The sequence below is a fragment of the Mycobacterium sp. genome (genome assembly GCF_040509115.1).
Taxonomy (GTDB): domain Bacteria; phylum Actinomycetota; class Actinomycetes; order Mycobacteriales; family Mycobacteriaceae; genus Mycobacterium.
The window spans coordinates 1-15,266 of record NZ_JBEVLO010000460.1; the positions used below are offsets into that span (position 1 = coordinate 1).

Sequence of the window (15,266 nt, forward strand, 5' to 3'; positions counted from 1 at the left end):
TCGACGTACGTTCCAGCCCTGGGCAGGAACTCGTCGTCTATCACGCTGCACCCAACTCGACCAGCGCCCACGCCCTCGCTCTGCTCGGCTCGCTATCGGCGACCAGCGCTGCGCACGCAGACGACACGGTCCAACACCACACCGCTGAATAGCGCCGTCTACACCGGCACCGGCCATTCCGTCATCGAATGTCAGTGGGCATCGAATGTCAGTGGGCATCGAACGTCAGTGGGCAAGCGAGCTCTGCTCTCCCGAAGGGGCCGTGACGATTCACGTTGCGTCGAGATAGGTGAGCACGGCCAAGACCCTGCGGTCGCCGTCGTCGGAAAGCGGTAGCTTGGCGAAGATCCCGCCGACGTGCTTACGTACCGCCGCCTCGGAGACAACGAGCCGCACAGCGATCTGTGGGTTGGTCAAACCCTGGGCCATGAGGGCCAGGACCTCCTGCTCGCGTGGCGTGAGTGTGGCCAGAATTCCTCGTCGCCTTGAATCCCCGATGAGGGCGATCACGATGTCGGGGTCGATCACGGTTGCTCCCGAGGCGACATCGCGCAGGGTATCGAGGAAGTGACGCACATGTGCGACGCGGTCCTTGAGGAGGTAGCCGAGACCACCGCGGCCGGTGTCGATGTCCTTGTCGAGTAATTGGTGAAGCGAACCCACGGAGATGTACTGCGACAGGATCAGCACCGGCAGCCCAGGGATGCTGCGTCTAAGGTCGATCGCCGCCCGGATGCCCTCATCGGTGTGGGTCGGCGGCATACGAACATCGGAGATCACGAGGTCGGGGCGGTGCGCGTCCACGGCCGCACGCAGATCTTCGGCACTGTCGACGGCCGCGCACACGGTGTGACCGTCGGATTCCAGGACCGTGACGATCCCGGCGCGCAGTAGCGGAGCATCTTCTGCCAGCACGACACGCAGCGGGCCGGTTGTGGTGCCGTGATGATTCATGTTGTTGGACAATGCATTCTGATCTCGGTGGGTCCGCCGTCAGGGCTGTCGATCGTGAGTGTGCCGTCGACCGCCGTCACACCCGCGGCAAGGGTATCCAGCCCGCGGCCGGGTCGGATGACCGCGTTTCCGGATCCATCGTCGCGGACCGTCAGCCACCACGAGTCAGCTTGGCGATCCGCCGCGATCGTCACGGCGGTGGCCGAGGAGTGTTTGATGACGTTGGTGAGCGCCTCGTTGACCACTCGATAGGCCGCGTGCTCGATTGCGACAGGGAGGCGGTGCGGGACTTCGGTGGCGCCGAAGTCGGTGCTGACTGGCAGCGGATACGGTCCGATCAAGTCGGTGACTGCAGCGACGAGGCCGTGCTCATCCAGGGCGCGCGGCTGAATGCCGAGCAGGACCGAACGCAGTTCGGCGAGAGTGTCGTCCAGTTGGCGATGAGCTTCTGCGGCCAGCCGGCCGGTCGCGTCGTCACCGTGGTTGTCTTCGGCGATGCCGAGGGTCAGAGCGAGCGCGACGAGCCGGTGTTGTACGCGATCGTGCAGATCGCTCTCGATACGCCGTCGTTCCTGCCCTGCCGCGTGCACCAGCGCGGTCCGTGAGTCACCGAGCCGGGTCACTTCGCGCTGCAAGACTCGTGGATCGGTCAGGGCGGCGGAGGTCAGGTGTGCGACCGCACCGGCATAGGTCCCGATGGCGTACGCAGACAGGATCAATACCCCGACACCGACCGCCGCGGCGGTCCAAGACTCTTCTGGAGAATCGACGTCCCACCACATCACGTTGATCGGCTCGCCTGGCCGCACCAGCCATGGCGCCATCAACAAGACCGTGGTCAAGATCGCCAGGAACGCTGCCCAGATGGCCCCGATTGGTCCCGTGATCACAGCGGTGACCAGCAGGTATCCCATCTCGCGAACGGTCGGCGAGCGCTGCTCGGCGCGGGCCTGCGCCACGTCGTCCCTGACGTGTTGGGCGGCTTCCTCGTCGATCAGCGACAGGCGGGCGCACTCCAAGTCCAGCAGCGGGAACCACAGCGCGGAACGCAGGTGACGCGAGAACCCGAGTAGCAGGGCCGGAGCCAGACCGACGAGGAGCGCCGCACTCAGGGGGCCGCCGATGAGCGCCCATGCCAACGCGCGCCACGGCCACGGTGTCAGGAGATATCGCGGCCCGGCCATCATCGCGGCGACAAGCGACCGGTGTGATGCACGCTGCGCCATTACCCGACCCTAGGGTCGCGGCGGCCACGGTGGCTGCGCGAGCCGGCGGTGTGGCCGCTGATCACGATCACCGCAACGAACGGGAGAAGGCCAGCGCAGAGCAACATGGTCGCCTGGTTGATGCCGGTCGTGTCACCGAAGACCAACAGCATGCCCTGCGTCGCGACCAGGTTGCCTCCTGCGTGCAGCATTGCGCCGGGCCATACCGATCCCGTCGCCGACCACAGCCAGCCGATCAAGAACTCCAGCAGGATGCTCAGCGGCAACCACCACGCCATGCCCAAAAGGGCTTCGGCGACTGTGGTTCCGCCACCGAAGTAACCCACCCACGGCAGCGGCCAATGCCACACACCCCAGATCAGACCGGTGAGGAAGGTGGTCGCGACCGGGCGTCCCGGGACCAAGCGATCGCGTAGATAGGCCGTCCAGCCGTACTCCTCGCCCCAGAAGATTGGGGCCATCGCGACGCAGATCACGGGGCCGGCAGCCAGGTACAGCCAGGCCCCGCCACTCATCCGCAGGTCCGTCGTCGACCACCACCCTGCGGCTATCGCAACACCCGTGCCCACGACCAGAATGCCCCAGGGGAGCGTGACCGCGGCGAGGTAATACGGCCACTTCGATCTCAGATTCAAACCCAGACCTGATTGGGCGAATCCCTGCCTGGTGACCCAAAGTCGCACCACGCACGCGGCGAGCGCCGGCACGAATGCGGCCGTGGCGAGCTGTATCAGCGGATCGTCCAATGAACCACCGGCCAGGTGCACCCCGAACCACGGGACCCAGGCGCCGACGAACGCGAGTGCGAGGAACCATCGGACGCCGCGCCGACGCACGGCTCGTGTTTCCCGAAGGGCGCTCTCGGTGGGGTGCGAGCCCGCGGGTGCTGTGTGTTCTGCGGTGTTTCTCATAGACCAAGTTGAATGCAGATGCTACGACATGTCCTGCACCCGCACGCCCGGCTTGAGGTAGCGCGCACGCTACCTTTGGTGCCGGCATCGAGTCGATGGCGGCACCAGCTCGGCTCGTGGCCGGTCCGATGGCCCTGGCCACCGCAGACGCCCGACCGGAAGGACATTCGAGTTGCGGAACTCTGACGAGCACGAGTGGAGTGTCATCGCCCAGGCCAACGCGCGGGCCTGGGATGAGGAGGTTGCCAACAATCACTGGGCGACTGCGCCGCTCACCGACGACGAGTTCCGCGGCGCGGCGCGGAATGGGTTTCCGGTGTCGTTGACGGGATCTCGGCCCGTGCCCGACGGTTGGTTCGGCGACCTCTCGGGCCGACACGTGCTGTGCATCGCTTGCGGCGGTGGACAACAGACGGTGCTGCTCGCCGCGCGGGGCGCCATCGTCACCTCGCTGGAGAATTCCACGCAGCAGTTGCAACGCGACATCGACACCTGCGCGAAGTACGGTCTTGCCCTGACCGCAGTCGAAGGTTCGATGGACGACATGCACATGTTGTCGTCGTCGGTATTCGACATGGTGGTGCTCGGCATGGGGGCCCAGTTCGTCGCAGATACGCGACCCGTGTTCGCGCACGTACGCCGCGTCCTCACCGACGATGGCGTCTTCATCGGGGCCTTCGTCAACCCGGTTTGCTACGTGTTCGATTGGGCGGCTCAAACAGCCGGCAGGCTCGAGGTGAGGCACAAGGTGCCTTACTCCGATCTGACGTCTTTGCCTGAGGAAGAACGGCTCACTCTCTTCGGGCGCGACGCGCCGCTGGAATTCGGCCATAGCCTCGAACAGGTCATCGGCGGCCTGTCGGCTGAAGGGCTGTGTGTCACCGGATACCTCGAAGAATTCGACGAGCGCAAACAGATGGGCGAGTACTTTCCGAGCTTTTACGCGTTGCGCGCTGGCTGAGTGGCCGGTGCCCGATGTGGTCGCACGCTCAGGACTGAGCGAACGCACGTTCAGCCGACGTTTCCGGAGGCGATTCAACGTCGACTGAGAGTGCCACCGCACCGGCGACCATTAGAGAAGCGCGGCCCGTCCGGAATCTGCTGCAGGAGAACCGCTGTCACCACGGCGATGCCCACGGTCGTGGGTACGCGGACTTTGATCGGTGTCATTGGGTCGGGGCTTCATCTCCCCAGGGTGCACCCGCGATGAATTCGGTGAAGTCGACGGCAGGCGCTCCGTTGATCACTTCGTTGAGGTGACCGGGCAAGGTGAACGGCGGTGCCTTCAGCGGGTTCGTCGGATGGGCCCTGATGTCGCGGGCGATGGCGTGTCCGAGTTCGACGCCTACTTCGTGGCGTGGCCAGGCACCAATGACCCGCCCGATGAAATCGGGGGAGAAGTCGTTCATCCCCATGCCGTCGATGTCGAATGAGATTCCGGAGATCGCGATGAGCTGCACCGTGCCGAATGCGTGCCCAAGGCCGAGGCTGCTGTGCAGGGCGATGGATTGCCAGACTGTGGTGACCCGGTCGTCGGCGACATCGTGTTCGCGCAGAAACCGCGCCGCGGCGTCGGCTCCCTGCACCTCGAAGCGCTGCTCGCCAGCGCCGAAGTCGGTGAGGCCGAGGTCGTGCAACAGGCAGGCGAGGTAGACGGTCTCGTCGTCATAGTCGACGCCGCTGCGCAGGCCCCTGGCTGCGGCGATTTCACGACCGAACAGGTAACTGCGAACACAGTGGTTGGAGAGGACGGCGGGGGAGACGTCGGTCACCAAGCGGAGGGCTGCGGAGGCGACCTCGGAATCCGGGAAGTTCCACCGACTGACGTCAGGAGTGTCGACGGTCGCAGCTGGTGAATCGGTCATGCCTTTACCCTTGCCGCCAAGAATCACGGTCGCCAGCGGCTCAATGGCCATCATTCGCAATAATCGGGACAGGCCATGTCCCCTTCTGAGCGGTAGCCGACGACTCCGCCGCTCGTGATGCAGGCGTGCGATGTGGCGAATATTCGCTGGGAAATCGAAGTTTTCGTCGTCGAGCGAGGCATTGAGTCGTCGAGTGAGGCATTGAGCGGCCGGAGGTCGCCACCAACCTGGGAGGACTGGGTCCTCCCAGGATCGCGCCGGCGCCTCTACGTTCAGTGTCATGACAATCAAATTCGAGCGGTGGCGCGCACGAGCCAAGACCATCGCGGCTGGCACCGTGCTGGCGCCCCTCGTGATGGTCGGCTCCAGCGCCACCAGTGCTGCAGAGGAACCGCCAACGCCGCAGCAACGCAACGCCGAAGTGGTGCGCGACGCCTTTGCGCTCGGCGTCGGTGGCGACGAACGTACCTTCTATTCCATTCTGGCCGAGGACGTCCAGTGGACGGTTGCGCGTGCGGTCGAGCCGAGGACATACACCAGCCGATCCCAGTTCTTGCGGGATGGCGCGGGGCCGGTCCAGTCTCGGCTCAACGGTCCGATCCAGGCGGACGTACGGCAGCTGATCGCCGAGGACGACGATGTCGTCGCGATCTGGGATGGCACCGCGACAGCGCGCGACGGCCGCCCCTACGTCAACAGCTACGCCTGGGTGATGACCATGCGTGACGAACGGGTCGTGCGGGTGACGGCATTTCTCGACCTAGTGGCTCTCAACGAGTTGTTGGAACGAGTAGAACCGGCCTGACGCATCTCGACATGCTCACTGACCAGAGGAGAAACGATGCCCAACAGTCCCGTTCGCGAAGCCGCGGATCCCATCGGACTTCCGAGGCGCGTCCGTGTCCTTCGCACGATCTGCGCATCCATGACCATGGCGGCCGGCTTACTCGTAGTCGCCGCATGCCATTCGGTAGCACCGCCCCCGGACCGCTCACACGAGTCGACCCGAGAACGAGGGCAAGCCGACACCGATCACCCCTATGTCGGCATGTGGGTCACCAGCGACGGAGTCATCCGCCAGGAACTTCTACCAAACGGACGCTACGACGAAGCTAGAGGTGAGCGCGTGAGCGCTTACACCGGTCGCTACGAAGTGCGCGGCAACCGCATCGAGTATTGGGATGACACGGGATTCACGGCGGACGGAACCTTCGTCACCGACGACGAACTGCACCACGGCGGCATGATCTTCTACCGGCAGCCTCAGTGAGTCCGGTCTGAGACTCCGGTCTTGGCGCACCAGACGTGCCTCCGCGCATAGCCCCGCTCGGCGTCGTCGCCGCCGTCGACGAACAGTCCTGTCGCGGTGACGTTTCAAGGGCGACGGACTTCCGCTCGGTCCGGCCGGGCGACGCTGCCGGTGGCCGCCAAGGTATGGGTCGTAACATTAGGGACATGCCTGCCCACCGGGTAATCGTGCTGACCCTTGATTCGGTGCTGCCCATCGACCTCGGGATCCCCACGCAGATCTTCAATTCGCGCCCGAACACGCCCTACGCTCTGAGCATCTGCGGCCTCGAGCCAGGCGACGTCCGAACCAGTGCGGGGTTCACCGTCGGCGTCTCAGCAGGTCTGAAGGCACTCGATCGGGCTGACACGATCATCGTCCCGGGATACGCCGAATATCGTCGCCCACCACCGCCGTTGGTCCTGCGCGCGTTGAAAAGGGCTTTCGACCGCGGGACCCGGATTGCCTCCATCTGCACCGGAGCGTTCGCACTGGCGGCCACCGGTCTGCTCGATGGCCGCACAGTCACTACGCACTGGGCGAGCGCCGATGAGTTGGAGGAACTGTTCCCCCGAGTAATGGTGGATCGGCACGTCCTCTACATCGACGACACTCCGATACTGACCTCGGCCGGTGTCACTGCCGGGATTGATCTGTGCATGCACATCGTGCGTACTGACCTGGGCGCGCACATCGCCAACGACATCGCGCGTGAGCTCGTTGCTGCCCCGCACCGCGACGGAGGTCAAGCCCAGTACATCACCAGACCTCTTCCCGAACCCACCGCAACAACTCTCGCTGCGACTCGGGACTGGGCACTGAACCGCCTGCACGAACCGCTTTCCCTCGACAGTCTTGCTGAGCATGCCGGAGTCTCGAGCCGCACTCTCACCCGGATGTGGCGCGCCGAGACCGGAGTCAGTCCGCACCGTTGGCTGCTGACCGCGCGAATAGGCCAGGCTAGAGAACTCCTCGAGCAGACTGACCAAACCGTCGAGCAGGTCGCTACCCGCTGTGGACTTGGCAGCGCCACCAATCTGCGCGCCCGGTTCCGGGACACTGTCGGCACCACCCCCACCTCGTATCGGAAAACGTTCAGCCAGGTCGGAAACGCTTGAGACGGAGCATGATCGGTGGGCGCAGTCCGGATTAGGTGTGGCGCACGCCGGAGACCTCCGAGCGTGGCAGTCGGCCGGCGCGGGAGTGGCCGTGGAGACGATCGCCGTCGACGCGGACGTCGAATTCGAGTTTCAGGCGCATGGGTTTGGTGACGGTTTGGCGCCAACTGACCCGTTGGCCCTCCTGGTCGTCGGTGACTACGATGTCGGTGAGCGGCACGGTCTCGTTCTTGCCTGCGGCGCTCCCGGTGATGGCGCCGTCGTGATCATCGAAGCTATACACGATGCGCAACGATCCGATTGGAGTCTTGATGCTGACGTCCCAGTCGCCAATGATGCTCATGTCAGACCTCTTTCGGCTCGCGGCCGGTGTTGGTCCATACGGTGCCGCGGCGCTCGTACGCGAACATCGCCTCGACGGCCAGTGCGATGCGTGGACCGTAGCTGCGATGGAGTAGGTGCAGCGCCAGGTCCAGACCGGAGGTCACTCCGCCGGCACTGACGAGATCGCCGTCGTCGACGACACGCGCTGATATCGGGACGACCCCGGTGGCCTCCAGCACGTCGACGCCGAGATGGTGGGTGTTGGCGTTGCGGCCTTCGATCAGGCCGGCCATGGCCAGCGCGAGCGACCCGCCGCACACGGTCGCCACCGTGACATCCGGATTGTCCAGTGCCTGCCGAATCAGCGGCACGGCCGTGGTCTCGCCGAATCGGGCGAGCAGAACGGGGATCGTTTCCGCGCCTTCGTCGGGGTCGCCCTCCAGAGGGCCTACCGCGCCGGGCACGATCACATAGCCGGGTTTGGACGGATCGAGCTGGGCGGTGGCCTGCAAGGCCAGGCCGCGCGAACCGCTGACGACCGCGCGGGGGCCCTGCGCCGATACCAACTCAACCTCGAGCTCGCCACCGACGTAGTCGCTGCCCGCGATGAGAACCTCGTAAGGGGCGATGACGTCGAGCGGGTCGAACCCCTCGAACAACACTATCTGTGCATGCATGCTGCCATCGTTGGTGACTGCGCCACGCGGGCACAGTAGTCCTACTGACATTCTCCGCCGGGATCTTGCCATGATGCCCAACGATGGCCATGCCGAACTGGGCATCACGTCGTCACGAGATCAAATCCTCTCAGCCAGAACGGGTTAGATCTCTGACCTACACGTTGTCACTGACGACTGAAGGGGGAACCGCAGGCTGGAAACGAATTGAGTCGTCCGAGTCGGTCACCGGCGGAGCAAGGCCGTGCGCTGCAAGCTTGAGCGCACGGGGATCAAGAGGCTGTCTTCGCTGCCAGGATACGTTCGTTGCGGGCGTCGATCGCTTGCCAGGTGCTCGGGACGGTCAGATCCGCTCCGTCTTTCACCCGCGCCTGGGCCGACTCGACGTAGGGACGCTGGCGGCTGGCGTAGCGCTCGAAGGCGACGGTGTAGTCGCCGTCCGTGCGTTCGAGTTCCTCAGCGAGGTAATGGGTTCCGGTGAGTGCGAGCGACGTGCCACGTCCCGACAGGCCCGACGCGGCGGCCGCGGCGTCACCGACCAGAACGACTCGGCCGGTGTGCCACTTGGGCATGTGAATCTGACTGGCCGAGTCGAAGTACAGCTCGGGGTCGTCGTGGGCCGCGGCGAGCAGGAAGGGCAATTTCCACTCCGAGTGCCCCGCGAACGCTTCGATGAGCAGCGCCTTCTGAGCGTCGAGGTCGCGGTAGTCGTACTCGAGAGGCTCGGAGCGAAACATGAACACGCCGAGGCTCCTGTCCTTGTAACGGGTGATTCCCGCCATGTGGTCAGGAAAGTTGTAAATCGGATTGAAGACCTCGGAGTGGTCGTCGCCAGGCGGGAGATCGGTGATGGCGACGTAGTATCCGAGGTGTTTGAGGAAGGTCTTCTCGGGCCCAAATGCCAACCGCCGCACTACCGAATGCAAGCCGTCCGCACCGATCACGAGGTCGAAGCGCTCGGTGGTCCCGGATGTGAAATGGACGTCTACGCCGTCGCCGTCGTCGTGAAGGGCGTCGACGGAGTCGTGGAATCTGACGGTAGCGTCGCCGGGAAGGCTGCTGGCGAGCAGGCTCGCCAGGTCCTCCCTCGCAATCTCGATGTCATCGTCGGTATCGCTGATCTCAGCCATGGGTAGGGCCGCGACCGGGTCGCCGTTGCGGTCGACGAACACCGTGCTTTCCGTCATGTGTACCCGATGCTCCCGGATCCGTTCGAGAAGCCCCATCTGGTCGGCGATCCCGATCGCGTCACCGCGGATGTCGATCGGTGAACCGTTGACGCGGAAATGACCGCTGCGTTCGATGACCGTGGTCTGGTGCCCGCGGGCACCGAGGTTGACTGCCTGGGCCAGGCCGGCGACACCTGCGCCGGAGATGAGGATTCTCATGGATCGCACTTTCTCGTGATATTGGGTAGCGCTGTGCCGCAGTGGTTTCGGAGATGCTCGCGGCCGTCTCCGCGTAGAAGCAATCAGCGCGCCGCACCGTGGTGAACAGGCCGCGTGCACGGAATCACCGTAGCAAGTAATGCGACAATTTGTCGCGTTAGTTTTCATCGGATAGCTTTCGGGGTGCGAGCGAACGGAGCGACGGATGGTCAACAGCGAACAGCGGCGGCCGGACGTACGCCGGCGTCCCAGTGGCCGGACGTCGGCGGTGCGTGAGCGGACTTTGGCTGCCACCGTCGACCTCGTCGCCCAGTACGGCATCGCTGGGGTGCGGTACGAAGAGATAGCCGAGCGGGCGGGGGTGCACAGGGCAAGCGTGTATCGGAACTGGCCGGTGCTCGACGAGCTGATCAACGAAGCGCTGATTCACTTCGCACAGCAGGAAGTTCCGATCGAGGACTCCGGCGATCTGCGCAACGACCTCGTCCAGTTGCTCACCCGCCTGGCCGCTGCGCTGTCGGCGCCGACCGGTCGTGCCATCTTGAATGCCCTCCAGGCTGCCGGCGACGGCAGCGCCGTCAGGAAAACCGTCCACGCTTACGTGGACCAACGCGTCAGCCTCCTGAAGCAGCGGATAGAACGCGCCGTCGACCAAGGCGAATTGCCGCCGGTGGACGCCTACTTCGTCGCCGAACTGCTCTCCGGGCCAGTACACCTATACGTTTCCCGTGGCATCCGGCCATTCGGCAGGGAGGAAGCTGAAAAACTGACCGATGTCGTGCTGGCCGGAATCCGGGCCACCACGCCATGACTCGCGGCTAAGCGGGCGGTGCGAGGGGTCCGTTCATCGTGATGACGGCTGCCATTCGGCGGCGTGCTCACGGACGAAGGCTTCGAGCGTGCGGGGCGGATGCCCAGTGAGGTCGAGCACCGAGGTGGTCACCTCTTCGTAGCGACCGGCACGGACGTCGTCCTCCGTCGCGGCGAGGCTGCCTGCGAACGCGGCTGGCAGGCCCGCGGCGCGATACCGCGCGGTGAGCTGGTCGACGGTCAGGTTCGTGACGCGTACGGAACGCCCAGCCAGGGTGGTGATGATGGTGGCAGCGTCGGCATAGCTAAGGCCACGCGGTCCGGTGAGTACGAGGTCGTTGCCGAGCTCCTGGGCGAGGACCGGCGGGGTGAGGGCGGCTGCGGCGCTCGCGGCGACGTCGCGGGCGTCGATCCAGGCCATCCGACCCGACGCTGCCGAGGTGGCGATCTCGCCGTGATCGCGAATGGCCGTGCCGACCGGGTGCGGGCGCAGAAAGTTCTGCATGAACCCGAAGGGGCGCAATACGAGCCACCCAGGTTCTGCTCGAACGCGGGCGGCGAGTTCGAGCCTCCCCGGTGCGTCCGGGAACTCGATGGCCGACCCCAGCATCACCAGACGACGAATCCTGCGCCGTCGTGCCTCGGTGAGGAAGGGCTCCACCACGGGTACCGGGTCGACCGCTGAGGGTGGCGGGACGAGATAGACACGATCGACGCCGTCCAGCGCCGGGCCGTGGGTGGTGACGTCGTTCCAGTCGAACCGGATGGCGTCCGCAGCTCTGGGAGTGCGGCTCGCCGCACGCACTGGCTCTGAACGGGTTCGCAGCAGGTCGACCAGAGGCCGTCCCGTCTTGCCGGTGGCCCCGATGACCAGCACCGGCATCGTGGATGTGCTCATGAGCACTACCTTGGATGAACGCTGACGCTAGTAGTGAGAGCGCATCGATACTAGTACTAAGAACAACAGGCTAGCGCTGTGATGATGACCAAGAGGGTGAATATGGCGTTCGTTTCGGAAACCGTGCGGGGGCAGCGTAGGGCCGAGTTGGCCGCATTTCTGCGCAGCCGCCGCGCGCTCATCAAGCCCGACGATGCCGGCCTTGCAACGGGTCCGCGGCGCCGCACGCCTGGGCTTCGGCGTGAGGAAGTTGCGCAGCTCGCAGGCGTCGGCGTCACCTGGTACACGTGGCTCGAACAGGGCAGGCCGATCAACGTGAGCCAGCAGGTGCTCGATGCGGTCGCCACCGTACTTCGCCTCGATCGCGCCGAGCACGCTCATCTGTACCGTCTGGCCGACATGCCGGAGGTGCCGGGGCTGCCAGAGGGCGCCACCGCCTTGCCGTCAGACATCCAGTCGGTCCTCGACGGATTCACCGCCATGCCTGCGTGTGTCTACAACGGCAAGTACGACCTGCTGGCATGGAACGACAGCTTCGCCGCCCTGTTTCCGTCCATCACCGCCAACGGGGTCGAGCGCAACGCGCTCTGGTACGCCTTCACGCATCGGGAGACTGAGAACCCGCTGGGCTCGGAGGAATGCCTGGTTCAGATGGTGGCGACGGTGCGCTCGGCGTATGCGAGTCACATCGGCGAGCAGGCATGGACGAACTGGGTCGAACGCATGTCGACGGCCAGCCCCCTCTTTGCGTCCCTGTGGGCCAGCAACCGGGTGTCGACGCCGGTGCCGCTCGAGCGAAAACTGAGCTGCGCCGGACATGGCACGTTCCACGCCCGTACGACGAGCTTCGCGATTACTGGCGTGCCCGAGACTCGCATGGTGGTCCACACCCCCGTTGCGACGGAGGACTTCGAGCTCCTAGAGCGCCTTCGGCAGCTTCGCGTCACCGCTCCGACGCCTCAGCCGCTCTAGACTAGGACGGGCATACGAGTAGGGGTCTAGATGAGCGGGAACACCAAGCAGCGCATGGTCGAAGCGGCGGCATTGTCGATGCGTCAACGTGGACTGACGGCGACCTCGTTCACCGATGTCCTTGCCGCCAGCGGCGCGGCCCGTGGAGCGATTTACCACCACTTCCCACGAGGGAAAGACGACCTGGCCGAGCGTGCCGTGGAGTGGACCGGATGCCGAGTGCGAATCGAACTCGAAGGCATCGAGGGACGCGACCCGGATGCGGTGTTGCGTCGCTTCATCGAACTCGTCCATCCCGTCGTTGCAAAGGCTGCCGAAGGTACGAGCTGCGCCGTGGCGGCCGTGACGGCGGAAGCGTCACCCTCGCAGGCGGCGCTCACCGCTGCAGCGGATGCGGCCTTCCAGTCGTGGATCGACGTCCTCGGGGAGCGGCTTCACCAGGTCGGAGTTGCCCCCGCGCGGGCCCGCGCCACGGCAGAGCTGATGATCGCATTCCTGGAAGGCAGCCTGGTCTTGGCCCGCGCCGCAGGCACGGTCACGATCTTCGAACGCAGCGCGTCGACCCTGCTGCAGACCCTCGGCGTCCGAGGGCTTGACTAGTACGCTCATCCTAGTCTAATTTTCGCTAGTACGACCGTACTAGCGAAAGGAACCAGCCATGCCCGTCTCGTCGGTTTTCGACATGCGCTTCCCACCCGAAGCGGCAGAGGAAGGCTTCAACCTCTCCCTGGCCATCGGGGCCGACATGACACCGACTGCGGGCTGCACCGGCTATGACGTCATCCGTGATCTTGCCGACCCAGGCCACGTCGTGATCGTTACTCGTTGGGGCAGCCGCAGTGATGGCGAAGCCGTACTGGCCTCGTACTTCCGAGATCCGAAGATCACCCGCGTCGCCGAGCTGCTCGGCCAGGCGCCGACCGGATTCCTTGGTGACCTCGCCGTCGAGTCCGCGTGAGCCGAGGCGCCCTCCCGCGTCACGACGCGGCATCCGACGAACTTCGGCCGTCCACAGCCACCACCCGAGGAGGCGAAAGACCTTGAGCGGCAACGACATAGTTTGGAGCGCTGCGAACGCTCCGGAAAGCGCCTCGGCGAAGTGGCGCGGCTTCCAGAAGGGCAGCGAAGTGCTACCCCGGGGCTCGGTGCACTCGCCCGGCGGGCAGCCGTTGGGGTGCGACATCATCCTCGAGAGGGACGCTGAAGTGACGCTGCGCGACGGTACCCGAATCTTCGTGGACGTATTACGGCCCGTGACCGACGACCCGGTGCCGACCCTGATGGCGTGGAGTCCCTACGGCAAGCAGGGAGGGTTCTGGCACCTCGACAACTACCCCGGGCGTGCGGGCGTCCCCGTCGCGGCGGTCTCCGGCCTGCAGAAGTGGGAGGGTCCCGATCCGGCCTATTGGTGCACCCACGGCTACGCGGTCGTAAATCCCGATCCCCGTGGGACGTTCGCGTCAGGCGGTGACATCCAGACGTTCTCACCGCAGGAGGGGCGAGACGGTGCGGACGTCATCGAGTGGATCGCCGAGCAGCCATGGTCGAACCAGAAAGTCGGCATGGCAGGCAACTCCTGGCTCGGCATCTCGCAGTGGATCATCGCTGCAGAACGGCCACCGCACCTGTCGGCCATCGCACCCTGGGAGGGATTGAGCGACATCTATCGCGACCTGGTCGCGCCCGGTGGCGTTCCCTACCGGGATTTCCTAGCGCTCCTCCTCTCGCACCATTACGGACGCAATCGCTACGAAGACGTCCTGGCCATGTTCGACGCCCATCCGACATTCGATGCCTACTGGGCCACCAAGGTGTTCGACGACACTTCGCAGATCACGATCCCTGCCTACGTCGTCGCCTCCTATACGAACCTGATTCACGTAGACGGCACGTTCAGGGCGTGGAACGCCCTCGGCTCTGACGAGAAGTGGCTGAGGATCAACAACACCATGGAGTGGCCCGACTTCTATCAACACCAAGACGACCTGCGCCGCTTCTACGATTACGTCCTCAAGGGAGAGGACAACGGCTGGGAGACGACGCCGCGCGTTCGGATGGCCATCCTGGATCCCGGCCACGACGACGTCGTCGATCAACCCGAAGACGAATTCCCGCCGGCCAGAGCGATTCCCACGAAGTTCTACCTCGACGCCGCAACGAGAGGCATCTCGCTTGGACCCGGGCCGCTGCCTTGCCCGGCAGCCGTGTCGAGTCGACGAGAAGGTCACATCAGCTATGACGCGGCAACCGGATCGGCGATCTTCACCGCCGAACTCGGAGACCTCACCCTCGCAGGCCCCATGCGGCTGCGCCTGTGGGTGGAGAGCGACGGGCACCCCGAGATGGACCTGTTCGTCGGGATCAGCAAGATCGACGCCGATGGCAAGCACTGCGTACCCGACTGGCTCCCGGGTCTGCCGACCCCAGGTGCCCGAGGATGGCTGCGCACATCGCACCGCGCTCTCGATCCCGTGCTGTCGACCGACCTGCGACCGGTGCAAAGCCACGAGTCGAGAGAGCCCCTCACGCCCGGCGAGATCATCCCGGTCGACATCGCGATCTGGCCAATGGCAATGCGCTGGCATGTCGGCGAACAGGTGCGCATCGAGATTGCAGGCCACGACCTCGTCGAGGCCGTGCCCGATCTGCCGAACAGAGCGGGAGACAACGCTGGTCGCCACATACTGCACACCGGGGGCCGATACGAGTCCTATCTGCTCGCACCGGTACTGCCCGAAGTTGGGAAGTGACGGCCCGGCCGCGCCACGGACAAGGGGAACGGACGAGGGGAACCTACGCCGACGGCCGGAAGCCGTCCGCAGGGGACTTGCTTCC

17 protein-coding genes are annotated in these 15,266 nt (G+C 65.1%); 9 read left to right on the top strand and 8 right to left on the bottom strand.

Going from position 1 to position 15,266, the window contains the following annotated elements; genetic code table 11:
* Positions 1–270: 270 nt before the first annotated feature.
* From ABW137_RS31355 to ABW137_RS31365, 3 genes are read right to left on the bottom strand one after another with little or no spacing between them, the layout of a single operon-like run.
* Positions 271–954, bottom strand: a complete 684-nt coding sequence (locus ABW137_RS31355) for a response regulator transcription factor (protein WP_526406068.1) — start codon at positions 952–954, stop codon at positions 271–273.
* The gene (locus ABW137_RS31360; RefSeq protein ID WP_526406070.1) at positions 951–2,180 is read right to left on the bottom strand and encodes a sensor histidine kinase; all 1,230 of its coding nucleotides are present in this window, start codon (positions 2,178–2,180) and stop codon (positions 951–953) included. The genes ABW137_RS31355 and ABW137_RS31360 overlap by 4 nt, the downstream gene beginning before the upstream one ends.
* Positions 2,180–3,091, bottom strand: coding sequence for a CPBP family glutamic-type intramembrane protease (locus ABW137_RS31365; protein ID WP_526406072.1), 912 nt, complete (start codon positions 3,089–3,091; stop codon positions 2,180–2,182). Before ABW137_RS31365 ends, ABW137_RS31360 begins: the two co-directional genes overlap by 1 nt.
* A 172-nt stretch (positions 3,092–3,263) precedes the next feature.
* Here ABW137_RS31365 and ABW137_RS31370 point away from each other — a divergent pair, with 172 nt between their 5' ends.
* Positions 3,264–4,052, top strand: coding sequence for a class I SAM-dependent methyltransferase (locus ABW137_RS31370; RefSeq protein WP_526406074.1), 789 nt, complete (start codon positions 3,264–3,266; stop codon positions 4,050–4,052).
* 205 nt (positions 4,053–4,257) lie between these two features.
* Here ABW137_RS31370 and ABW137_RS31375 read toward each other — a convergent pair whose 3' ends face one another.
* On the bottom strand, positions 4,258–4,956 hold the full coding sequence (locus tag ABW137_RS31375; protein WP_526406076.1) for an HD domain-containing protein: 699 nt from the start codon (positions 4,954–4,956) through the stop codon (positions 4,258–4,260).
* 280 nt (positions 4,957–5,236) lie between these two features.
* Here ABW137_RS31375 and ABW137_RS31380 point away from each other — a divergent pair, with 280 nt between their 5' ends.
* The 3 genes from ABW137_RS31380 (at position 5,237) to ABW137_RS31390 (ending at position 7,362) form a co-directional block, all read left to right on the top strand.
* Positions 5,237–5,761, top strand: coding sequence for a nuclear transport factor 2 family protein (locus ABW137_RS31380; RefSeq protein ID WP_526406078.1), 525 nt, complete (start codon positions 5,237–5,239; stop codon positions 5,759–5,761).
* Positions 5,762–5,887: 126 nt separating this feature from the next.
* Positions 5,888–6,226, top strand: coding sequence for an Atu4866 domain-containing protein (locus ABW137_RS31385; RefSeq protein WP_526406100.1), 339 nt, complete (start codon positions 5,888–5,890; stop codon positions 6,224–6,226).
* A 185-nt stretch (positions 6,227–6,411) separates the two neighbouring features.
* Entirely contained in the window at positions 6,412–7,362 is a 951-nt protein-coding gene (locus ABW137_RS31390) for a GlxA family transcriptional regulator (protein ID WP_526406080.1), read from the top strand.
* Between the two features lie 31 nt (positions 7,363–7,393).
* On the opposite strand, the gene ABW137_RS31395 is transcribed toward ABW137_RS31390, so the two are convergent.
* The 3 genes from ABW137_RS31395 to ABW137_RS31405 form a co-directional block, all read right to left on the bottom strand.
* On the bottom strand, positions 7,394–7,705 hold the full coding sequence (locus ABW137_RS31395) for a hypothetical protein (protein ID WP_526406082.1): 312 nt from the start codon (positions 7,703–7,705) through the stop codon (positions 7,394–7,396).
* A 1-nt stretch (position 7,706) separates the two neighbouring features.
* Positions 7,707–8,363 carry a DJ-1/PfpI family protein gene (locus ABW137_RS31400; RefSeq protein WP_526406084.1) on the bottom strand — a complete coding sequence of 219 codons (657 nt, stop codon included), beginning with the start codon at positions 8,361–8,363 and terminating at the stop codon, positions 7,707–7,709.
* 272 nt (positions 8,364–8,635) lie between these two features.
* Positions 8,636–9,751 (bottom strand): FAD-dependent oxidoreductase, encoded by a 1,116-nt coding sequence (locus ABW137_RS31405; RefSeq protein ID WP_526406086.1) that lies wholly within the window; start codon positions 9,749–9,751, stop codon positions 8,636–8,638.
* Between the two features lie 283 nt (positions 9,752–10,034).
* On the opposite strand from ABW137_RS31405, the gene ABW137_RS31410 reads away from it, so the two are divergent.
* Positions 10,035–10,562 (top strand): TetR/AcrR family transcriptional regulator, encoded by a 528-nt coding sequence (locus ABW137_RS31410; protein ID WP_526406088.1) that lies wholly within the window; start codon positions 10,035–10,037, stop codon positions 10,560–10,562.
* A gap of 33 nt (positions 10,563–10,595) precedes the next feature.
* On the opposite strand, the gene ABW137_RS31415 is transcribed toward ABW137_RS31410, so the two are convergent.
* Positions 10,596–11,459 carry a Rossmann-fold NAD(P)-binding domain-containing protein gene (locus tag ABW137_RS31415; protein ID WP_526406090.1) on the bottom strand — a complete coding sequence of 288 codons (864 nt, stop codon included), beginning with the start codon at positions 11,457–11,459 and terminating at the stop codon, positions 10,596–10,598.
* An 84-nt stretch (positions 11,460–11,543) separates the two neighbouring features.
* Between ABW137_RS31415 and ABW137_RS31420 the strand changes: the two genes are divergently transcribed.
* From ABW137_RS31420 to ABW137_RS31435, 4 genes are all read left to right on the top strand, one after another.
* Positions 11,544–12,431: a helix-turn-helix domain-containing protein gene (locus ABW137_RS31420; RefSeq protein ID WP_526406092.1), complete on the top strand. Its 888-nt coding sequence runs from the start codon at positions 11,544–11,546 to the stop codon at positions 12,429–12,431.
* A gap of 30 nt (positions 12,432–12,461) precedes the next feature.
* The gene (locus ABW137_RS31425) at positions 12,462–13,031 is read left to right on the top strand and encodes a TetR/AcrR family transcriptional regulator (protein ID WP_526406094.1); all 570 of its coding nucleotides are present in this window, start codon (positions 12,462–12,464) and stop codon (positions 13,029–13,031) included.
* A gap of 58 nt (positions 13,032–13,089) precedes the next feature.
* Complete coding sequence (locus tag ABW137_RS31430) at positions 13,090–13,389, top strand: putative quinol monooxygenase (RefSeq protein ID WP_526406096.1); 300 nt, start codon at positions 13,090–13,092, stop codon at positions 13,387–13,389.
* Between the two features lie 82 nt (positions 13,390–13,471).
* Positions 13,472–15,181, top strand: a complete 1,710-nt coding sequence (locus ABW137_RS31435; RefSeq protein WP_526406098.1) for a CocE/NonD family hydrolase — start codon at positions 13,472–13,474, stop codon at positions 15,179–15,181.
* Positions 15,182–15,266: the final 85 nt, after the last annotated feature.

Bases quoted from the DNA above. Each gene is read 5' to 3' on its own strand.
- ABW137_RS31385 (WP_526406100.1), top strand. From the start codon at position 5,888: ATGGCGGCCGGCTTACTCGTAGTCGCCGCATGCCATTCGGTAGCACCG.
- ABW137_RS31425 (WP_526406094.1), top strand. From the start codon at position 12,462: ATGAGCGGGAACACCAAGCAGCGCATGGTCGAAGCGGCGGCATTGTCG.
- ABW137_RS31360 (WP_526406070.1), bottom strand. From the start codon at position 2,180: ATGGCGCAGCGTGCATCACACCGGTCGCTTGTCGCCGCGATGATGGCC.
- ABW137_RS31430 (WP_526406096.1), top strand. From the start codon at position 13,090: ATGCCCGTCTCGTCGGTTTTCGACATGCGCTTCCCACCCGAAGCGGCA.
- ABW137_RS31405 (WP_526406086.1), bottom strand. From the start codon at position 9,751: ATGAGAATCCTCATCTCCGGCGCAGGTGTCGCCGGCCTGGCCCAGGCA.
- ABW137_RS31355 (WP_526406068.1), bottom strand. From the start codon at position 954: ATGAATCATCACGGCACCACAACCGGCCCGCTGCGTGTCGTGCTGGCA.
- ABW137_RS31390 (WP_526406080.1), top strand. From the start codon at position 6,412: ATGCCTGCCCACCGGGTAATCGTGCTGACCCTTGATTCGGTGCTGCCC.
- ABW137_RS31375 (WP_526406076.1), bottom strand. From the start codon at position 4,956: ATGACCGATTCACCAGCTGCGACCGTCGACACTCCTGACGTCAGTCGG.
- ABW137_RS31380 (WP_526406078.1), top strand. From the start codon at position 5,237: ATGACAATCAAATTCGAGCGGTGGCGCGCACGAGCCAAGACCATCGCG.
- ABW137_RS31400 (WP_526406084.1), bottom strand. From the start codon at position 8,363: ATGCATGCACAGATAGTGTTGTTCGAGGGGTTCGACCCGCTCGACGTC.
- ABW137_RS31415 (WP_526406090.1), bottom strand. From the start codon at position 11,459: ATGAGCACATCCACGATGCCGGTGCTGGTCATCGGGGCCACCGGCAAG.
- ABW137_RS31420 (WP_526406092.1), top strand. From the start codon at position 11,544: ATGACCAAGAGGGTGAATATGGCGTTCGTTTCGGAAACCGTGCGGGGG.
- ABW137_RS31365 (WP_526406072.1), bottom strand. From the start codon at position 3,091: ATGAGAAACACCGCAGAACACACAGCACCCGCGGGCTCGCACCCCACC.
- ABW137_RS31395 (WP_526406082.1), bottom strand. From the start codon at position 7,705: ATGAGCATCATTGGCGACTGGGACGTCAGCATCAAGACTCCAATCGGA.